General features: G+C 45.9%; 18 protein-coding genes. 12 read left to right on the top strand and 6 right to left on the bottom strand.

Going from position 1 to position 18,878, the window contains the following annotated elements; all coding sequences use genetic code 11:
- Window positions 1-32 precede the first annotated feature (32 nt).
- Window positions 33-938 (top strand): LysR family transcriptional regulator, encoded by a 906-nt coding sequence (locus R7M92_RS20515; protein ID WP_258645023.1) that lies wholly within the window; start codon window positions 33-35, stop codon window positions 936-938.
- 81 nt (window positions 939-1,019) lie between these two features.
- Here R7M92_RS20515 and gorA read toward each other — a convergent pair whose 3' ends face one another.
- Window positions 1,020-2,375, bottom strand: coding sequence for a glutathione-disulfide reductase (gene gorA / locus R7M92_RS20510; protein ID WP_005379157.1), 1,356 nt, complete (start codon window positions 2,373-2,375; stop codon window positions 1,020-1,022).
- 259 nt (window positions 2,376-2,634) lie between these two features.
- Window positions 2,635-3,474: a 23S rRNA (adenine(2030)-N(6))-methyltransferase RlmJ gene (locus R7M92_RS20505; protein WP_318134114.1), complete on the bottom strand. Its 840-nt coding sequence runs from the start codon at window positions 3,472-3,474 to the stop codon at window positions 2,635-2,637.
- 399 nt (window positions 3,475-3,873) lie between these two features.
- On the opposite strand from R7M92_RS20505, the gene prlC reads away from it, so the two are divergent.
- A complete protein-coding gene (prlC, locus tag R7M92_RS20500) occupies window positions 3,874-5,916 on the top strand; it encodes an oligopeptidase A (protein ID WP_262638796.1) in 2,043 nt (680 codons plus the stop codon).
- Between the two features lie 66 nt (window positions 5,917-5,982).
- Here prlC and asnC read toward each other — a convergent pair whose 3' ends face one another.
- Window positions 5,983-6,447, bottom strand: coding sequence for a transcriptional regulator AsnC (gene asnC, locus R7M92_RS20495; RefSeq protein ID WP_005389595.1), 465 nt, complete (start codon window positions 6,445-6,447; stop codon window positions 5,983-5,985).
- Between the two features lie 113 nt (window positions 6,448-6,560).
- Here asnC and R7M92_RS20490 point away from each other — a divergent pair, with 113 nt between their 5' ends.
- From R7M92_RS20490 to R7M92_RS20480, 3 genes are all read left to right on the top strand, one after another.
- On the top strand, window positions 6,561-9,686 hold the full coding sequence (locus tag R7M92_RS20490) for an EAL domain-containing protein (protein ID WP_213872484.1): 3,126 nt from the start codon (window positions 6,561-6,563) through the stop codon (window positions 9,684-9,686).
- An 89-nt stretch (window positions 9,687-9,775) separates the two neighbouring features.
- Window positions 9,776-10,555: a class I SAM-dependent methyltransferase gene (locus R7M92_RS20485; protein ID WP_053349765.1), complete on the top strand. Its 780-nt coding sequence runs from the start codon at window positions 9,776-9,778 to the stop codon at window positions 10,553-10,555.
- Window positions 10,556-10,741: 186 nt separating this feature from the next.
- Window positions 10,742-11,314 carry a hypothetical protein gene (locus R7M92_RS20480; RefSeq protein ID WP_104975734.1) on the top strand — a complete coding sequence of 191 codons (573 nt, stop codon included), beginning with the start codon at window positions 10,742-10,744 and terminating at the stop codon, window positions 11,312-11,314.
- A gap of 68 nt (window positions 11,315-11,382) precedes the next feature.
- Here R7M92_RS20480 and R7M92_RS20475 read toward each other — a convergent pair whose 3' ends face one another.
- Both R7M92_RS20475 and uspA read right to left on the bottom strand, forming a co-directional pair.
- Window positions 11,383-12,261, bottom strand: coding sequence for a carboxylate/amino acid/amine transporter (locus R7M92_RS20475; RefSeq protein ID WP_017635030.1), 879 nt, complete (start codon window positions 12,259-12,261; stop codon window positions 11,383-11,385).
- 64 nt (window positions 12,262-12,325) lie between these two features.
- Window positions 12,326-12,751, bottom strand: a complete 426-nt coding sequence (uspA, locus tag R7M92_RS20470; protein WP_005379165.1) for a universal stress protein UspA — start codon at window positions 12,749-12,751, stop codon at window positions 12,326-12,328.
- Window positions 12,752-13,033: 282 nt separating this feature from the next.
- Between uspA and ftnA the strand changes: the two genes are divergently transcribed.
- The 3 genes from ftnA (at window position 13,034) to R7M92_RS20455 (ending at window position 15,350) form a co-directional block, all read left to right on the top strand.
- Complete coding sequence (gene ftnA / locus R7M92_RS20465) at window positions 13,034-13,561, top strand: non-heme ferritin (protein ID WP_005379167.1); 528 nt, start codon at window positions 13,034-13,036, stop codon at window positions 13,559-13,561.
- A gap of 91 nt (window positions 13,562-13,652) precedes the next feature.
- The gene (uspB, locus tag R7M92_RS20460) at window positions 13,653-13,976 is read left to right on the top strand and encodes a universal stress protein UspB (protein WP_005379169.1); all 324 of its coding nucleotides are present in this window, start codon (window positions 13,653-13,655) and stop codon (window positions 13,974-13,976) included.
- A 180-nt stretch (window positions 13,977-14,156) separates the two neighbouring features.
- On the top strand, window positions 14,157-15,350 hold the full coding sequence (locus tag R7M92_RS20455) for an NAD(P)/FAD-dependent oxidoreductase (protein WP_005382944.1): 1,194 nt from the start codon (window positions 14,157-14,159) through the stop codon (window positions 15,348-15,350).
- Between the two features lie 93 nt (window positions 15,351-15,443).
- On the opposite strand, the gene R7M92_RS20450 is transcribed toward R7M92_RS20455, so the two are convergent.
- Window positions 15,444-16,787 (bottom strand): sigma-54 dependent transcriptional regulator, encoded by a 1,344-nt coding sequence (locus R7M92_RS20450; protein ID WP_318134111.1) that lies wholly within the window; start codon window positions 16,785-16,787, stop codon window positions 15,444-15,446.
- Window positions 16,788-17,223: 436 nt separating this feature from the next.
- On the opposite strand from R7M92_RS20450, the gene R7M92_RS20445 reads away from it, so the two are divergent.
- The 4 genes from R7M92_RS20445 to R7M92_RS20430 all read left to right on the top strand — a co-directional run bounded on the left by R7M92_RS20445 (window position 17,224) and on the right by R7M92_RS20430 (window position 18,768).
- Window positions 17,224-17,775 carry a BON domain-containing protein gene (locus R7M92_RS20445; RefSeq protein WP_005379174.1) on the top strand — a complete coding sequence of 184 codons (552 nt, stop codon included), beginning with the start codon at window positions 17,224-17,226 and terminating at the stop codon, window positions 17,773-17,775.
- A 75-nt stretch (window positions 17,776-17,850) separates the two neighbouring features.
- Complete coding sequence (locus tag R7M92_RS20440; protein WP_005379177.1) at window positions 17,851-18,027, top strand: DUF1328 family protein; 177 nt, start codon at window positions 17,851-17,853, stop codon at window positions 18,025-18,027.
- Between the two features lie 8 nt (window positions 18,028-18,035).
- Window positions 18,036-18,233, top strand: coding sequence for a hypothetical protein (locus tag R7M92_RS20435; RefSeq protein WP_005379178.1), 198 nt, complete (start codon window positions 18,036-18,038; stop codon window positions 18,231-18,233).
- A gap of 103 nt (window positions 18,234-18,336) precedes the next feature.
- Window positions 18,337-18,768: a hemerythrin domain-containing protein gene (locus R7M92_RS20430; protein WP_213968524.1), complete on the top strand. Its 432-nt coding sequence runs from the start codon at window positions 18,337-18,339 to the stop codon at window positions 18,766-18,768.
- The last annotated feature ends 110 nt before the right edge of the window (window positions 18,769-18,878 follow it).

Genomic DNA, 18,878 nt, shown 5'->3' with positions numbered 1-18,878 from the left:
AGAGGATGATGAAATTCGCTAGGACTCAATGCATGAAGTCAGAACCATTTGAGCGCGTGACGCTGAAGATGCTGCGTTACTTTTACGAGGTCGCACAAACCAAGCATTTCACTAAGGCGGCCGAGAACCTCAATATCACCAATTCGCCGTTGAGCAATCGCATCAAAGAGTTGGAAGAGGTGCTTAACGTCAAACTGTTTGAGCGTGATTCAAGAAACGTCATGCTGACGGAGGCCGGACGATTGTTGGAGTCCAAATGCCAACTGATTTTTCAGACCTTAGATGTCTCGCTCAATCAAGTTCAGCAAGTGGGGTTGAACCAGAGAAATATCTTGCGAGTTGGTGTGGTAAGTAGCGCATTTTGGGGCGGATTTGATCGTCTGTTACAGCGCTTCCATGCTGAGCATGACACTTATCACGCCGACATTTTTGACCTTAACCCAGAGACGCAAAAGAAGCACCTTAGCGAGAAGAAAATCGATGTGGGCATTGTGCGTTTTGCTGATGCACTCAACATTTATCCGTATCAGTCGGTATCTTTGGGCAAAGATGTGTTTGTGGTGGCGGTGTCGGAGCAACATGAGTTAGCCAGCAAATCTTTGCTGCGGCTCCAAGATTTAAAGACGTGTGAGTTTGCGTTTATGAGTTTGGCGAATTCTGCCTCGGCAAACTTCATCATCAATGCCTGTCTGCAAGAAGGCTTTTCACCCCATATTGGCAAACAAGTGGTGGAGCCAAGCACCTTGATGGCGTATGTGGCAAACAGCAATACCGTGACGTTGGTGCCGTCGACGTTTTCTCAGCATCATTGGCGTGGGATTCGTTTTATCAAGCTGAAAGAGTCACTGCGTGCAGACTTGTGTCTGATTCATGATGGTAAGCAGGAGAGTGCTATTAAAGCCGAGTTTATTCGCACGTTATTGGAAAATGCGAGTTAAGCATGGGATAACAAAAAAAGGTCATCCTAAGATGACCTTTTCAAATGATTCACTGAAATCAGCAATGCGATTAGCGCGTAATTAACGCATCGTTACGAACTCTTCTGAGCCCGTTGGGTGGATAGCCACAACAGAGTCGAAGTCTGCTTTGGTTGCGCCCATCTTCATTGCTACGCCGAAGCCTTGGATCATTTCATCTACCGTGAAACCGATGCCGTGCAGACCAACAACCGTTTCTTCTTCGCCCGCACATACAAGCTTCATCTTACATGGTTGACGGTGCTTAGTAACAGCGGTGTACATCGCAGTAAAGCCAGATGTGTAAACTTTGATGTTGTCTTTGCCGTACTTCTCTTCTGCTTCTTGCGTTGTAAGACCGATAGTGCCGATTGGTGGGTGGCTAAATACCACAGTTGGTACCAAATCGTAGTCCATCTTCGCGTTTGGTTTGTTGTTGAACAAACGCTCAGAAAGTTGACGACCCGCTTTCACTGCTACTGGTGTTAGTTCGATACCGCCTTCCATGATGTCACCCACACAGTAGATGCCTTTCACGTTAGTTTCTTGGTATTCGTCTACCTTGATGTAGCCTTTTTCGTTCGTTGCCACACCGGTTGACGCTAGGTTGATTGCGTCTGTCGCTGGGTGACGACCGATTGCCCAAATCAGTTGGTCAACGTTTTGGCTTTCACCGTTTTCTAGGTGCAGAGTTAGGCTGCCATCGGCTTCTTTTACCACTTCTTTTGGTACAGAGTGGGTGTGCAGTTTTGGACCTTCTGCGTCCATCACTTCAACCAATGTATCGATGATCATTGGATCGAAGCTACGCAGTGGTGACTCTTTACGTACGAACAGGTGCGTTTCTGTACCTAGCGCGTGCAGTACGCCAGCAATTTCAACTGCGATGTAGCCAGCGCCCACAACCGCAACGCGTTTTGGTTGCTCTGCTAGGTCGAAGAAGCCGTTTGAGTCGATGCCGTATTCAGCGCCTGGAATGTTTGGAATAGTAGGACGACCACCAACCGCGATCAGGATGTGATCTGCTGTGTAGTGTTCACCGTTTACTTCGACAGTTTTTTCGTCAACAAACTTAGCAAAGCCTTTAATCACGTTTACTTTATTGTTGCCTAGAACGCGATCGTAAGATTGGTGAATACGACCGATGTATGCCTGACGGCTCTCAACCAGTTTGCTCCAGTCGAAACCTTTCACGTCGACATCAAAACCGTAATCTTCTGCGTACAGGTTCATCGCTTCTGCGATTTGCGCGCCATGCCACATCACTTTTTTCGGTACACAACCTACGTTTACACAGGTACCGCCAAGGTCTTGAGCTTCGATTAGCGCAACTTTCGCGCCGTACATCGCCGCACGGTTTGCAGATGCGATGCCGCCACTGCCGCCACCGATACAGATATAGTCAAAATGAGTCGCCATTACTTTCTCCAAGAGCTTATAAATTTTATCTGGTACATAGATAGATTGGGATGACCTTGTCCGAACTCAATGCCACCGTTATCCCACTATCATAAATCGAATTCGACTAATTCCTAAATGGGAAAAAGCGACAATACTTATGACAAATAGCGATGAGAGGCACAAAAAGAAGAATAAGCACGATTGGAGGGAGAAGGTGAGAGCATAAAAAAGCGCAACGAGAATATCGTTGCGCTTGAAGATAGCAGTACTGAAGTGCTTACTCTGGCACAATCCAGTCCACTTTCCAGTGGCCAGTTGCTGGTGCGATCGCGTCTTGCAGGAATGGCAGAATCTCTTTCATCTGGCTTTCCAGTTTCCATGGCGGGTTAATCACAATCATGCCGGATGCCGTCATGCCGCGCTCGTTGGTATCTGGTGCAACACCTAACTCGATTTGCAGAATTTTACGAATGCCCAGTGCTTCCAAGCCTTCGCTCATATCTTCGATGTCATGGCGGTTTACCACTGGGTACCAAATCGCGTAGATACCGGTTGCCCAACGTTTATGGCTCTGATGAATCGCTCGTACCACATCGCGGTACTCTTTCGCGAGTTCGTATGGTGGGTCAATCAGCACCAAACCACGACGCTCTTGTGGCGGTAGGCTTGCTTTGAGGCGTTGGAATCCGTCTTCTTTGAAGATGCTCACTTGGCGATCACGATGGAATTCTTGCTCTAACAATGGGTGATCGGCCGGGTGCAACTCGGTCAGCACCATGCGATCTTGTGGGCGGATTTGCGCGCGCGCCACACGTGGTGAGCCTGGGTAGTAACGCAGCTTCTCGCCGTTGTTGAGCACTTTAATGGCATCGATGTAGCTTTTGATGTCTTCAGGAATGCTTGGGTTATCCCAAATACGTGCGATGCCTTGTTTGTATTCGCCCGTTTTTTCAGACCATTCGTGAGTCAGATCGTAACGGCCCACACCCGAGTGGGTATCGTGATAAACGAATGGCTTATCTTTTTGTTTCAGCGCATCAAGAATGAGGCTTTGAACGATGTGTTTGACCACGTCGGCATGGTTGCCAGCGTGGAAGCTGTGGCGGTAACTTAACAAATTAAACTCTCGAAACACTCTTTGTCTGAGTGTGGTCTGTGATTTTCACTCTATGGCGGTATTATACTCAAGTAACTTAAAGATGTAGAACTTCCAATCAAATCTGTTCCTCTGATAAGGGGACGCTATTGAAATTTCTTTAAGTCACCCACACTTACTATTGGTAATCGAATTGAACTAGGTGAGTTTCTCGCACTCAAAAGGGTGTGAAATCTCATTTAGGTATAACAAGACTCAAGGACAGAGTAGCGCTGGTTGACTATAAGATGGTCATCGCGGCATAGAGAAAGGGAACGGAGCTCCCCCAATCCATGTTGCTGGCTCGTCTGTACATTGAGTTGGCCTATCTACACAAAATAGACAGGCAATCACAGAGTCAAAACACAAAAGGAATTATTCATGTCTAATCCTCTTCTGACGTTTACGGACCTACCTCCGTTTTCTCAAATTAAACCAGAACACATCAAGCCTGCCGTTGAGCAAGCGATTGCTGACTGCCGAGCAAAAATCGATGAAGTTCTACAAGACAACGCTCACCCAACTTGGGACAGTGTGATTGCGCCAATTGAAGAAGCGGATGATCGCTTAAGCCGCATCTGGTCGCCAGTGGGTCACATGAACTCGGTAGTGAACAGCGAAGAGCTACGTGAAGCTTACGAAAGTTGCCTACCAATTTTGTCAGAGTACGGCACTTGGGTTGGTCAGCACAAAGGGTTGTACGAAGCGTACAAAACCATCAAAGCGAGCGAAGAATTTGCAACGTTAACTCGTGCCCAGCAGAAAACCATCACTGATGCACTGCGTGATTTCGAGTTATCAGGCATTGGTTTGCCATCCGATGAGCAGCACCGTTACGGCGAGATCAGCAAACGTATGTCTGAGCTGAGCTCTAAATTCTCTAACAATGTGCTGGATGCCACCATGGGTTGGACCAAGCACATCACAGACGAGAAAGACCTAGCAGGTATGCCAGAATCGGCGCTGGCAGCAGCGAAAGCTGCCGCAGAAGCAAAAGAGTTAGATGGTTACCTCATTACGCTAGATATCCCATCTTACTTACCTGTCATGACGTACTGCGATAACCAAGAGTTGCGTAAAGAAGTGTACGAAGCGTACGTGACGCGCGCTTCTGATCGAGGTCCAAACGCAGGCAAATGGGACAACTCAGAAATCATTACTGAGCAGCTAAAACTGCGTCATGAAATCGCACGTATGCTGGGCTTCAACACCTTCAGTGAGAAGTCGTTGGCGACCAAAATGGCAGAAACTCCGGCTCAAGTGCTTGGCTTCCTAAATGACTTAGCGACACGTGCGAAACCGCAGGGTGAGCGCGAAATTGAAGAGTTGCGTCAGTTTACTAAGAGCGAATTTGGCGTTGAAGAGCTGAACGTGTGGGATATCGCTTACTATAGCGAGAAGCAAAAACAGCACTTGTTCCAAATCTCGGACGAAGAGCTGCGCCCATACTTCCCAGAGTCAAAAGTCGTGAGCGGTCTGTTTGAAGTGCTAAACCGCGTGTTTGGCATGACCGTTACTGAGCGTGAAGGCGTAGACACTTGGCACGAATCTGTGCGTTTCTTCGACATCTTTGACGCTGAAGGCACACTACGTGGCAGCTTCTACCTAGATCTCTACGCTCGTGAACACAAACGTGGCGGCGCGTGGATGGATGACTGTCGTGGTCGTCGTATTACGCTATCTGGCGAACTGCAAACGCCGGTTGCGTACCTAACCTGTAACTTCAACCGTCCAGTAGGCGACAAGCCAGCACTGTTTACGCACGATGAAGTTGTGACACTTTTCCATGAATTTGGTCACGGCATCCACCACATGCTGACGCAGGTAGAAACTGGCGCGGTATCAGGCATTAATGGCGTACCTTGGGATGCGGTTGAGCTACCAAGTCAGTTCCTAGAAAACTGGTGTTGGGAAGAAGACGCGCTGGCGTTCATTTCTGGTCACTACGAAACGGGCGAGCCGCTACCAAAAGTGATGCTAGACAAAATGCTCGCGGCGAAAAACTTCCAATCTGCGATGGGTATTTTGCGTCAGCTAGAATTCGGCTTGTTCGATTTCACGCTTCACACTGAATATGACCCAGAAGTGGGTGCGCGTGTACTGGAAACTCTGGCGAAAGTGAAAGAGAAAGTCGCGGTAGTTCCTGCGGTTGAGTGGGCGCGTTTCTCACACAGCTTTGGTCATATTTTTGCTGGTGGCTACAGTGCGGGTTACTACAGCTACCTGTGGGCTGAAGTGCTGTCGTCAGACGCGTATTCTCGCTTTGAAGAAGAAGGCATCTTCAACAAAGAGACGGGTCTAAGCTTCCTGAACAACATCCTAGAAATGGGGGGCAGTGAAGAGCCAATGGAGCTGTTTAAGCGCTTCCGTGGCCGCGAGCCACAAATCGATGCACTGTTGCGCCATTCGGGTATTGCGGCGTAAATTGAGCAAAAAACATCAAGGCCAACCGTTCGGTTGGCCTTTTTTGTACATTTTTTATAAAAAATTTTACGGATTTACGTTGCGGTTGATCGGGTTCTGCAACGATATTAATGTCTCCGTGGACTGAACCTCATCAATGGCTTGCAGCTTGTCGATCAGTACAAATTGCAGCTCTTCAATCGATTTGCACATCAATTTGACGAATATGTTATACGCGCCCGTGGTGTAGTAAGCTTCAACGACTTCGTCGAGCGCGTTGAGTTTTTCTAACGCGGAGTGGTAATCACGAGCTGCATTGAGGTTAATACCAATAAAGCAGCACACATCGTAGCCAAGCTTTTTAGTATTGATGATCACCTCCGTTCCTTCGATGATGTCCGCCGACTTCATCTTCTCGATACGCACATGGATAGTGGCAGGGCTGACATCGAACTGCTTTGCCATTTCTGCGTAGGGCGTTCTGGCGTCAGCCATCAGTGTTTTTAATATTGCGCGGTCAAGGTCGTCGAGTTTCGGCAGGCTCGCATTCATACTATGATTTCCGTTAGGGATAGAGTTTTACCTCCCTTTTATACTCATAGCGGATAGGATTCACAAGGTTTGGCAGGAGTAACTGCGGGTTAACTCCGAGCTATGGAGATAATGTGCAGCGTTTTCTGGTTATTGCCGCGCTATGTTGGAGCGCGTTTGCTACGGCCTCAGATCCGAAGGTGTTGGTCGTGCACTCCTATCATCAGGGTTTTTTCTGGACGGACTCCATACAGCGAGGCATCGAGCAACAGCTGGGCGATCGAGCGCTGGACATGCGTGTGCTCTATCTAGACTCGAAACGTAACCAGAGTGAGCAGTTTTTTGCACAACTAAAATCCTTATATCTTACGAAATTACGCAAAGAGCGATTCGATGCCATTTTAGTGAGCGATAACAATGCGCTTGAACTCATGCAGCGTTTAGCCCCAATCATCAAAGACACCCCAGTTATATTTAACGGCATTAATAACTACCATCCTTCTTTACATCGTTCTCTGAATGCAACCGGAGTCATGGAAGATGTCGATTTGGAAGCGAATCTCGCTCTTATTGAGCGCTTACATCCGAACTACACACAAGTTCTCATCGTCAGTGACCACTCGGTGACCGGTGAGGTGTTGCGTTATCAAATCGACAATTTTGTCCTCAAGTTCCCGCAATATCGAGACAAAATCGTACAAGTTGTCCCAGACAGTATCATCGATCTAAAACAACAAGTCGCAAAACTGAGTTCCGATAAAGTCGTCTTGTTCTGGACCTATTACCGAGATAAACAAGGTATGGTTGGCAGCGAGCGTGACTGGGTTGGTGTCAACAAAGTCTCAAACGCGCCGCTGTTTATGGTGCATGACATTGGTTTGGGTCATGGCGCAGTTGGAGGGGTTATTCAAAGTGGTTATCGGCATGGTATTGAGAGTGCAGAGATGCTTGAATTCGTTTTGGATAACCCTGATCAGCCTCTGCCTGCCGTGAAAAAAAGTGATTCTGAAATAAAGCTCGATTACCAAGCGGTAGCGCGTTGGGGATTGGGGGCTGAACAAGAGGTTTCTGCGGTATTTTTTAATAAGCCAATGAAGCTTTCTGAACGTTTTGCCAAGGAAATTCGCCTGTTTGGTAGCCTGTTTGTGGTGATGTCGGTGGTCATTTTGCTGATGGGTTATTATTTACAGCGGATGCGTCGAAGTGAGAGCGCTGCGCGAGAAAGCCAGGCTATTCTAGAATCGATTTTCGATCAGAGCATGCAGTATATGGGCATTTTGGATGCCAACGGTGTGCTTAAATCGGGCAACGATCACCTTCAATCCTTACTTTATCACCAAGGACTGCGTTTAGACCGACCACTTTGGTTTCACCCCAACTGGAGTGAAAAAGCACAAGCGTTGCTTGAGGAGTATTTCCACGCGCCTCACCATCAAGTGTCGACGTTTGAAGCTGAAATTTGGAGTAAAGAACACGGCGCATTGGTGTTAGAAGTTTCGCTCAAGCCTTTTTCTCAGCAAGTAGGGAATCATAAGCAATACTTGTTTGAAGCGCGCGATATTACCAGTCGTAAATTGATGGAGGACAAGCTCTACCAACGTGAGTCAACCCTACGCAACTATTATGAGCAGCAGCCCGTGATGATGGTGACGCTTGATAGTAATAACCGAATTCAAGAAGTGAATCGATTTGCTCAACTACTTCTTGGCTACAAACCGATGGACATGCTCGGACATCGCCTGAGGGAGTTCTATTTTGATGACAAAGTGCTGTTCCCTCGCCAAGTGTTATTGCAACCCAACCAGCAAGTGCATGGTGTTTGGCGACGTGAAGTCGAGTATCGTCATGCAAATGGTCATCGTGTTTGGGTGCGCGAGAATATTCGTCCGCTGAGTGAATCTGAGCAACTGCTGATTGTGGGCGAAGATATTACCGAAACCAAACTGCTTTCCGAGAAATTGGAATACCAAGCTCGCTATGACTTACTGACGGGGACTTACAACAGAAACCACTTTGAACTAGAGCTTAAGACCGCACTGTGCGAAGTGGACAGCCATCGTCGAGTCCACGCCATGTTGTACCTCGACTTAGATCAACTAAAAGTCCTCAATGATACGGTTGGGCATGATGCAGGTGATGCGGCGATTCAATTCTGCGCAAGTATGCTGGAAGGCGTTCTGCCGTACAATTCCATCTTGGCTCGAATGGGAGGCGATGAGTTTGCGGTGTTACTCAAAGACTGTGACGAATATGGCGCCATCAATATTGCCAAACTGATCATCTCGACACTAAGCGAACACCTCTTTATTTGGGAAGACACACGCCTGTTCATCAGTTGCTCAATTGGTATCCGTATCATCGATCATACCGCTGATACGCCACAAATGGTGCACGCTCAAGCAGACTCTGCTTGTCACGCCGCTAAAGAGCAAGGCCGTAACCGCTATAATCTATTCAGCTTAGATAACGAAGAGTTGCAGCGTCGTCAGATGGAAATGCAGAGCGTCAATTTGGTGCATGAGGCATTGTCGAATCAACGTTTAGAACTGTTTGCTCAACCGATAAAAAGCTTACAAAAGCACGAGACTCAAATGTATTTTGAGATTTTGGTGCGTATTCGCAATGGGTACGGTGATTATGTTTCTCCTGCGCTGTTTATCCCTGCTTCCGAGCGTTACAACATTGCCCATTGGATTGATAAGCAGGTTATTACTCAAACACTAGAGTGGTTTGAACAGCGTCCTGAGGTGGTTGAACAGCTTGGTCGCTGTTCGATAAACCTTTCAGGTCAATCTATGGGGAATCAAGAGTTTATTGACTTCTTATTGGATCGATTGGAAAGTTCGACTCTGCCGTGTGAAAAAATCTGCTTAGAAATCACCGAGACAGCGGCGATGAGTAATCTGGATCAAGCCATTGAGCTGTTTACCAAGCTAAAGGCTTTGGGTTGCATGATTGCATTGGATGATTTCGGATCTGGATTATCTTCATTTGGTTACTTAAAGAAACTTCCTGTCGATATTGTGAAAATTGATGGTCTTTTCGTGCAAGATATCAACGTAAATGAAATGGACCGCGTGATGGTTCGTTCAATCAATGACTTGGCGAAACAGCTCGGTAAAGTGACGGTGGCGGAGTTTGTCGAAAATGACCAGGTTATGCAGCATTTGATAGACCTCGGTGTGGACTACGGCCAAGGCTACGGTATTGGCCATCCTAAGCCGCTTTCTGAGCTAGTGGAGCAACTGACGGTTGTATAACCTCTGCGTAGCAAGCTCAACCTAGCATTAATAGGTAACTTAGGTATACACTCAGCGCCAGTTACCTCGATTTTTATTGGAGCCTCCTTTTGCAACTGCAATTGATCTGTGAAAACCCGTCTCAACAATCTCATCTTGATGAACTCGCTGCGCGTTGGCAGCTTTCTCACACTGACGATAGCGATTTTGCTTTGGTGCTAACCACCGAGCGTTTGGAGCTACGTAAAGTGGATGAGCCAAAGCTGGGTGCAATCTTTGTGGATTTGATTGGTGGTGCGGTCGGTCATCGTCGCAAGTTCGGTGGTGGTAAAGGCCAGGCAATTGCGAAAGCGGCGGGTTTGAACAAAGGGGCAACGCCAACCGTGTTAGACGGCACGGCAGGTCTTGGTCGTGATGCGTTTGTGCTCGCCTCGCTAGGTTGTAAAGTGCAGATGGTCGAGCGCCATCCAGTCGTAGCCGCTTTGTTAGATGATGGCTTGGCTCGAGCGAAACAAGACTCCGAAATCGGCACCTGGGTATCTGAGCGCATGTCGCTAATCCATGCTTCTAGCCATGATGCGCTAGAGCAATTGGCGCAAGATAAAGACTTTGTCCAGCCAGATGTGGTGTATCTTGACCCGATGTATCCGCACCCAGAAAATAAAAAGAAGTCGGCGCTCGTAAAAAAAGAAATGCGCGTTTTCCAATCGTTGGTTGGCGCCGATTTGGACGCCGATGGCCTACTAGAACCAGCCATGGCGTTAGCCACAAAGCGTGTAGTAGTTAAACGCCCAGACTATGCTAACTGGCTGAACGAGAAAAAACCGACCATGGCGATTGAAACGAAAAAAAATCGCTTCGATGTCTACGTTAAAGCATCGATGGCATAACTTCCTGACGGCTCAACTTTTCTTGTCACAGTACGGTGTGTCGTGCTGTGACTCAGCCTCTCTTTCCTCGTCTCTATTGATAGTTTTCTCTTGCTAATTCCCTTCCCTGACTGTATATCTAACTAAGAATTATTATTATTTCACTTGTTGTGATGCGGTCGATAACTGGGAAGCTGGAGTAGTAGAATGGCTAAACGTTTATGTAAAATGAGTCGCAAACAGATCGCGGCAGAACTTGGTGATATCCATCGTTTAGTTGTCGCACCAAAATTCGTTTGTCGTTCTTGCGCACGCTCTTCATCGGCCAAAGATACCCTTTGTAAGCCAGCCGCAATTCCTCCACAAAAATGCCAAGACAAGCCATTGAGTGAGCAACAAGCATGTGGCTTATTGGTTGAAGCTCTGCCAGCACAAGCGATTCCAGTGACCACTAAACAAAGCAACGAAAAAGCCGCGATTGTGAGGCGTGTTGTTGAGCGTGTGAAAGAGAAAAAACAAGCCGAAAAATCTCCGGAGCCAGTAAGAGCCGACGCACCAGTATGGTTTGATTTAGCGGATAAAAAATCGCTCAAGAAAGCGAAAAAAACACTGAAAAAGCACTATAAGCAGCAAAAGAAGTTGCTAAAAGTGGCGAAAAAACAACAAAAGTTACTTAAGCGTCAGCGCAAGCTTGAAGCGCGCAATGCGAAACTAGAAGTGTTGCTGCCAACGCCACCTAATGCTTTGATGAACGCAATCTCACAAGCCAAAGTGCATTAATCAAACAAAAAACGCTCTCCAGTCGGAGAGCGTTTTTTATTGTCGAAATGTTTATAGGATTAGCTGCGTTACTTATTGGCGTAACTCATCTCTACGCGCTTTTTCACCCAGGTTTCGTTAATCCATAGGGATAGCATGATGATCGCACCGCCAATGGCGAGTCGCATGACATCAACATCGCGGTTCCAAATCACAATGTTTACAATCAAGCCCGCCGGAACCAATGCATTGTTCATTACTGCCAGTGCACCTGCGTTCACCATAGTCGCGCCTTTGTTCCAAGCAAAGTAACCAAAACCAGAAGCAATCAACCCAAGGTATGTCAGAATGCCCCATTGTGTTGCAGTGGTAGGTAGTTTGTCGAGGTTACCCATGAGCGCGAAAGCCACGGTTGCTACACAAAGTGCACCTAAGTAGAAGTAGCCAAACACGGTGTGTTGTGGCAAATCGACGGGTTCACTCTCCATGATATATTTGTAGCCCACCTGACCGATGGCAAAGCAGAGGTTTGCCCCTTGTACGACCAAAAAGCCCAGTAGGAAATCTTCATTAATGCCTGCAAATTTAATCCAGGCGGCACCAAATACGGCTATTGCTGCGGTAACTAAGTACCAAGGTGAAAAGCGACCTTTCAAGAAGTCATAGATTAGCGTGACGTAAATGGGTGTGAATACGGTGAACAGCAATACTTCTGGCACGGAAAGGAGCAAAAAAGATTGGTAGTAGAAGCAATACATCAAACCGAGCTGGAAGCCACCGACGGTCATCAGTTTCGCGATCAGGGGTTTGCTAACGCCACGGAATTTCAAAAAGGGAATGAAAACCAGGCTCGCCAGTGCCACGCGCATGAACACCGAGAACCAAGAATCAACCTGACCGGCGAGGTAAACGCCGATCAGGCTAAATGAGAATGCCCAAAGTAGGGTAACTGCGGATAGATAAGCCATGGATGAGAATCTTTATCAACAACAAATGTGCCCGCAGTCTAACCAAGTTTTATCGCTGCGCCAATCAGTCTTTTAGCGGTACGACCAGCATATCGACTGGTGAGCAGTTAATCAGCTGTCGAGTCGAAGATAGAATCTTGCTCCAGAAATCTTGGTGATGACCACAAACCACCAAATCGATACTGTAGTCTTGAATAGTATCGCACAGCTCATTACTCAAATCGCCACTACCGACTAAAGTATGGGCAATTGGGTATTGCGCATATTCTGCGAAGTTTGCCAATTGTGTGCGCGATGCTTCCATTGCTTGATGTTGCGCTTCTGCCATATTGATATCGATAAGCCCGGTGTAGAGTTCTGCGTAGTTCACGTCGATGTGAATAAAAGAGACTTTCGCATCCAGAGGTTTAGCCAGTGATACGGCTTTCTTAATCAACACTTTACTGTCGTCTGAAAGGTCGACTGCCACAAGTATGTGTTTGTAACTCATATTGCTATCTCCTTGTAAGGTCATAGTTTTAGATTAGCACCAACCCCAAAAAAAAATTGCTGAAGTGATCTCATATCGGTGCCGTAGGTACAAAGTCTTGTCTCAGTAATCATGTTATAGTGGCGTTATACCCAAGTGACTTTGATATGCTGAAATAAGCGTAGTGTTACTGACTAGAGTTGAAGTGAAACTTCGCCGTGTCTGCCAGACCAAGCTATTCTCGCAGCGTCACTTATTTCGAGGTTACTTGGGTATATTGCATGCACAATAATAGGAGTTAACATGCTGTCTCAAACTATGGTCGAACAATTGAATGAGCAAATTAACCTAGAATTTTTCTCATCCAATCTATACTTACAAATGAGTGCTTGGTGTGAAGACAAAGGTTTTGAAGGTGCGGCTGAATTTTTACGCGCTCACGCCGTAGAAGAAATGGAGCACATGCAACGCCTATTCACTTACGTGAGTGAAACTGGCTCAATGCCAATCTTAGGCGCTATTGATGCGCCAAAGCATGACTTTGCTAGCCTAGGTGACGTTTTCCGCGAGACATTTGAACATGAGCAAATGATCACGGAAAAAATCAACAAACTGGCGCACGTTGCATTTACTAGCCAAGACTACTCAACGTTTAACTTCCTACAGTGGTACGTGTCAGAACAGCACGAAGAAGAGAAGTTGTTTAAAGGGATTTTAGATAAGATCGAACTGGTAGGTGAAGACGGTAAAGCGTTGTTCTTCATCGACAAAGATCTAGCACAAATGGCGAAAGAAGGTTCATCTTCAATCATGGATGCTCCAGCTGCGTAAACGCGTTTTGGGACGTTGTAAGTAGCGGGTAAAGACGAAGTGTTGGTCGTCTTTTTCTCTTGAGCATTGTTGAAGATGTAGGGAGGAAAAGATGATCAGTGGAGACACAATCTTATTTGCGCTAATGGTGGTAACTGGAGTTAATATGGTCCGGTATCTCACCGCTCTTCGTTCTCTAATTTATATCATGCGTGAAGCGCATCCGCTGTTATATCAGCAAGTTGATGGTAATGGTTTTTTTACCACTCATGGAAATGTCACCAAGCAGGTGAGGTTGTATCACTACATTAAAAGTAAAGAATATCATCATCACCACGATGAAATTTTTACTGGTAAGTGTGAAAGAGTGCGTGAATTGTTTGTTCTATCGACTGCGTTGCTCGGCGTGACGCTACTTGCTGCCTTCATTCTCTAAGAGTCGATGATCTAGATAGTTGTTCTGTCTGAGATTTTACGTACATACAGAGCGCTTAGAGTTTAAGCGCTTTTCCCTTTCGGTATTTGTCGGTAGAATGTCGCGCCTAGAAAGCAAGGATGTGCAATGTGCACATCCTTTTTTATTTTGATTCGATACCAATCAGTCTAAGAGCTACCGATGAGTAAGAAATTTGATGTTGTTGTAATTGGCGCAGGCGCAGCAGGTTTAATGTGTGCTGCAGAAGCAGGCAAGCGAGGCCGCCGTGTTTTGGTGCTCGATCATGCTAAAAAGCCAGGACGTAAAATCCTTATCTCGGGCGGTGGTCGTTGTAACTTCACTAACTACGACGTTTCAGCTAATCACTATTTGTGTCAAAACCCGCACTTTGTTAAGTCGGCGCTCTCCCAATACACTAACTGGGATTTCATCTCGATGGTGTGTAAACATGGCATTGAGTTCGAAGAGCGTGATCACGGCCAGTTGTTTTGTGTCGATGCATTTACGGCCAAAGATATCGTGAAGATGTTGTTAGCTGAGTGTGACATGCCGAACATCGAGCAGCGTTACCAATGCGATGTTCATTCGATTGAAAAAATTGATGAAGGCTTTCGTTTGCATGCTGGTACTGAGATTGTCGAATGTGAGTCTTTAGTTATCGCAACAGGTGGCTTGTCGATGCCAAAACTGGGAGCGACACCATTTGGTTATAAAGTCGCGGAACAATTTGGTCTTCGAGTTATCCCAACCACGGCAGGGCTTGTACCATTTACTCTGCATAAAGAAGACAAAGAAGACTTTGCTGAGTTATCTGGTATCGCGGTACCTGCGGAAATTACGGCTGAAGATGGCACCATGTTCAAAGAAGCCCTGTTGTTCACACATCGTGGGTTATCTGGTCCAGCAGTGTTACAGATTTCTTCATTCTGGCGGGCCGGACAAAAGGTGTTGATCAATCTTGTGCCAAACGATGATGTTGCTGAGTTATTAGAACGCAGTCGTGAGAAGCATCCAAATCAGTCACTCAAGAATACGCTTGCCAAAGTGCTGCCTAAGCGTCTGGTTGAAGTCTTAATTGAACGTAAAGAGCTAGTCGATAAACCGCTAAAACAGTTCAATCAAAAGGAGCTTGCGGCGATTGTGGAGCGTCTAGAGCATTGGGATATCGCCCCGAATGGCACTGAAGGCTACCGAACTGCGGAAGTGACACTCGGCGGTGTCGATACTGATCACTTATCCTCGAAAACCATGGAATGCAAAGACATTAAAGGGCTTTATTTTATTGGTGAAGTGATGGATGTGACTGGTTGGCTAGGGGGCTACAATTTTCAGTGGTGCTGGTCGAGCGGCTTTGTTGCGGGGCAGTGGGTTTAATCAAACACCAAACGCAGCCTAACTGCATAAAAGATAAGATACAAAAAGAGCACTGAATAAAAGTCAGTGCTCTTTTTGTATTCCCATAGCGAGTTACTCGTCTTGATACTTTTCGAGTTTGTTATAGAGCGTTTTCACGCTAATGCCTAACTCCTGCGCTGATTCCGTTTTATTACCTTGATTCTCTTCAAGGGTATTGAGAATGGCGGCTTTTTCTAGCTCTTCTAGCGAAACGCCCGCCGGAACAAGGTCTTCGATACTGGTGCCTGTTTCCAATGGTGGTGTGTCGAAGATAAGATGTTCATCTCGGATGGTGTCATCAGCCAAAATGAATGCACGCTCGATCGTGTGTTTGAGCTCACGGACATTACCTGGCCAGTCGTGTGCAGCGATTTTTTGGATCGCAGAGTCAAGAATCGTTTTGGTTTTTGCCTCATTGGCGTTGCGGTGCGCAATAAAGTGCTTGGCCAGACCGACGATATCACCGCTTCGCTCTCGCAGTGGCGGTATCGTTAATGGGAAATGCGATAACCGGAAAAACAGATCTTCACGCAGGAACTGCTCCTCAATGGCGATTTTAGGATCACGGTTTGTAGCAGCAATGATGCGAGTATTAGCGATATGAACTGTATTACTGCCAACTGGGCGATACTCTCCGGTTTCTAGCACCCGCAATAGCTTCACTTGATGCTCGATAGGCATCTCGGTGATTTCATCTAAAAATAGTGTGCCGCCCTCTGCCTGCTTAAATACACCTTGGTGAGTTTTATTTGCTCCGGTAAAAGCGCCTTTCTCATGGCCAAACAGTTCACTATCAACCAATTCAGGGCTAATGGCACCACAGTTAATCGCTATAAAGGGCTGTTGTTTACGCTCACTCGCTAAGTGGATGGTCTGCGCCACCAGTTCTTTGCCTGATCCACTTTCACCGACAATAAGGACGTTGGCTTCTGTTTTAGCAACGCGCCTGATCATACGATAGAGCTGATGCATCGGAGAGGAAGATCCGACCAAAAGACCAAATTGGTCAAGATCGCTGGTGGACACTTTACGCCCTTGATCTTGTTTGTGTTGATAGTACTGGCTGACTTCGCTCAGGGTGTCCGTCAGAATGGCAATATCAACGGGCTTTCTGTAGTGAAAAATAGCACCCAAGTTCATCAGCTTATCCAAGTTCTCATTTGGAGCGCCAGAGCTAATGATGATCAAGTCCATATCGTAGATGTCTTCGATATTAGAAAGACGTTGATAATCTGCACTAGTAAAGTGGGCGACTTCAACAATCGCAACTTCCGGTTTGAGTTGTAGGAAATCTTCAATCCATTGGTCTGCGGCATCGATGTCATGCAGACGAAATTTGTTCAGTTCCTGGCAAGAAGCGATGGCATTTTTAAGTGATGGATCTTGTATTCTTAGAAACAGGCTTGGCATCGACATAGAAATGTCCTCTTTACTATGACAGAAACAATGTACGTGGATTATTCTCACTTCACAAGACAAAATATTGTCAGCATAGATTTAAGGATTTGTTCGGTATTTTTATGTTGTTAGCCCCTTTTTGATATATATCGGTGAGAGCCATCAGTAGATATTTCCTTTTGTTCAGATTTTTATTTTTAAAATAATAATTTTGCTATTAATTGATTCTGGAGAAATAGCCTTTCTGTTTTATCAGGTTATTTAGGCACAAGTGACGGAGGCTTTATCACCGATTAAAAATTACATTTTTTACGTGTAAATAATTCATGCTTATACTTTATTGCTCATCTCATTTTTACCTCTTTCCTTTATTAGTTACTTAAAAACAATGAGTTATAAAGTTGGCACATGGTTTGCTCCTAGGGAAGTGCAACGTCAATAAAGGAGAATTACCATGAATAACATCGCAGCTAAAATTGTACTTACGTCAGTTCTTGCTACTTCATCTACAGCAGTCTTAGCGAGTGATAAATGGGAAAAAGAATCCATGGACGCTTGGCTAGATGGTAAAGCTGAAACCACACTACTGCTAAACAGCAATCTCAACTCTTTTGATATCAATACCGATGTAGAGAATCAGGTCGTTACCCTTTCTGGTTCGGTAAACAATGATCTTGAAAAATCACTTGCCGAAGAGCTTGTTACTGGTCTTGATGGTGTGAAAAAAGTAAACAACGAATTGTCAGTAGTGAATGAAGGCAAGAAAGAAACTGATTCAGAAGCTTTAGCTACACTGACCGATTCTAAAATCACGACTATAGTTAAAACGCGCCTACTAATGGATACCAATGTGAGTGGTACGGATATTGATGTAACGACAGAACGCAAAACGGTAACGTTGGCAGGTAAAGTTAATTCAGATGCGGAGCATGATCTTGCAATTTCAATTGCAAATAACACCAATGACGTAAATAAGGTGATTGATAAGCTAGAAGTGGTTCAATAATAGCGAGCCGAGTGATTTAACCCACTTTTATTAGGAGGTAACACTTTTAACCCACTTTTATTAGGAGGTAACACTATGGTTCGTTGGATGTTTATTTTTCTGGCACTGGCACTAATTTCTGCACTATTAGGCTTTACCGGTATTGCAGGAGCTGCTGCCTCTATCGCGCAAGTGATATTTTACCTATTCCTATTGTCATTAATTGTATCAATAGTGATTGTTCTGCTGGGAAGAAAAAACGTAAATAGATAGGAGATTCCATGCGACTTACGTCATTTATTTACCGTATCGCCGCAGTATTCGGTTTGGTGTTTGCGTTGGCAGCTTGTAGTGAAGAAGGGCCAATGGAACAGGCCGGCAAAAAGATAGATGAAGCCGCCGAAGAAACCCAAAATGCGATTGAAGATGAATGTGAAAACATTAAAGAAAACCTAAACGCTGAAGACCAAGATTGTTAGCCGAATCAGGTTAGGTTTTTACGCATAGCTATGTAAGAGAGGGGCGGTCAATCACCGCCCTTCCTTTTGTCCCAATTGTTTACAATCAGATAAGGAGTCAAAGATGAAAAACATATTTGATGTACTGAAAGAGAGTCATGAAAAGCAGCGCCTTTTACTCGATGCTCTGATGGAAACGTCTGGAGATTCCCCCGTTCGTGAAGAGTTTTACCACAACCTTAAAGAGGAACTCGAACAGCACGCAGCGGCAGAAGAGCGATTTTTCTACGCGCCTTTAATAGATAGCGATAAGACCATTGATCTCACTCGCCATGGCATCGCAGAGCATCATGAAATTGATAAAGTGATTGCACAGCTTGATGCAACCGATATGAGCTCGCCAGCGTGGCTCAACCTAATGAAAACCTTACGTCACAAAGTGTTGCACCATCTTGAGGAAGAAGAGCAGCGTTTCTTCCAGTTAGCCGGCAAGGTAATGACCGATAAGCAGAAAATGAAACTAGCGGATGGTTATGTTGAAGAGATGGCAAGCTAGGTAGAGTGTTGGACCTTTTCGTGCCATTTCGGCACGGGAAGGCACTCAATCAAGGCGTTTACTCAAGTTCATGTATCCAAGCTCCATCCCCCGCGTATTCTAACTTCCAC

The sequence above is a fragment of the Vibrio sp. Vb2880 genome, assembly GCF_033337975.1.
Classification (GTDB): Bacteria; Pseudomonadota; Gammaproteobacteria; order Enterobacterales; family Vibrionaceae; genus Vibrio; species Vibrio alginolyticus.
Note: the sequence above shows the minus strand (reverse complement) of the source record. Positions and strands in the feature narration are given on the sequence as shown.

What these genes read in the sequence shown, in the direction of transcription:
- prlC (WP_262638796.1), top strand. Translation starts at nt 3,874, where the DNA reads ATGTCTAATCCTCTTCTGACGTTTACGGACCTACCTCCGTTTTCTCAA.
- R7M92_RS20480 (WP_104975734.1), top strand. Translation starts at nt 10,742, where the DNA reads ATGGCTAAACGTTTATGTAAAATGAGTCGCAAACAGATCGCGGCAGAA.
- ftnA (WP_005379167.1), top strand. Translation starts at nt 13,034, where the DNA reads ATGCTGTCTCAAACTATGGTCGAACAATTGAATGAGCAAATTAACCTA.
- R7M92_RS20455 (WP_005382944.1), top strand. Translation starts at nt 14,157, where the DNA reads ATGAGTAAGAAATTTGATGTTGTTGTAATTGGCGCAGGCGCAGCAGGT.
- R7M92_RS20450 (WP_318134111.1), bottom strand. Translation starts at nt 16,787, where the DNA reads ATGTCGATGCCAAGCCTGTTTCTAAGAATACAAGATCCATCACTTAAA.
- uspB (WP_005379169.1), top strand. Translation starts at nt 13,653, where the DNA reads ATGATCAGTGGAGACACAATCTTATTTGCGCTAATGGTGGTAACTGGA.
- uspA (WP_005379165.1), bottom strand. Translation starts at nt 12,751, where the DNA reads ATGAGTTACAAACACATACTTGTGGCAGTCGACCTTTCAGACGACAGT.
- asnC (WP_005389595.1), bottom strand. Translation starts at nt 6,447, where the DNA reads ATGAATGCGAGCCTGCCGAAACTCGACGACCTTGACCGCGCAATATTA.
- R7M92_RS20515 (WP_258645023.1), top strand. Translation starts at nt 33, where the DNA reads ATGAAGTCAGAACCATTTGAGCGCGTGACGCTGAAGATGCTGCGTTAC.
- R7M92_RS20445 (WP_005379174.1), top strand. Translation starts at nt 17,224, where the DNA reads ATGAATAACATCGCAGCTAAAATTGTACTTACGTCAGTTCTTGCTACT.
- R7M92_RS20440 (WP_005379177.1), top strand. Translation starts at nt 17,851, where the DNA reads ATGGTTCGTTGGATGTTTATTTTTCTGGCACTGGCACTAATTTCTGCA.
- gorA (WP_005379157.1), bottom strand. Translation starts at nt 2,375, where the DNA reads ATGGCGACTCATTTTGACTATATCTGTATCGGTGGCGGCAGTGGCGGC.
- R7M92_RS20430 (WP_213968524.1), top strand. Translation starts at nt 18,337, where the DNA reads ATGAAAAACATATTTGATGTACTGAAAGAGAGTCATGAAAAGCAGCGC.
- R7M92_RS20475 (WP_017635030.1), bottom strand. Translation starts at nt 12,261, where the DNA reads ATGGCTTATCTATCCGCAGTTACCCTACTTTGGGCATTCTCATTTAGC.
- R7M92_RS20435 (WP_005379178.1), top strand. Translation starts at nt 18,036, where the DNA reads ATGCGACTTACGTCATTTATTTACCGTATCGCCGCAGTATTCGGTTTG.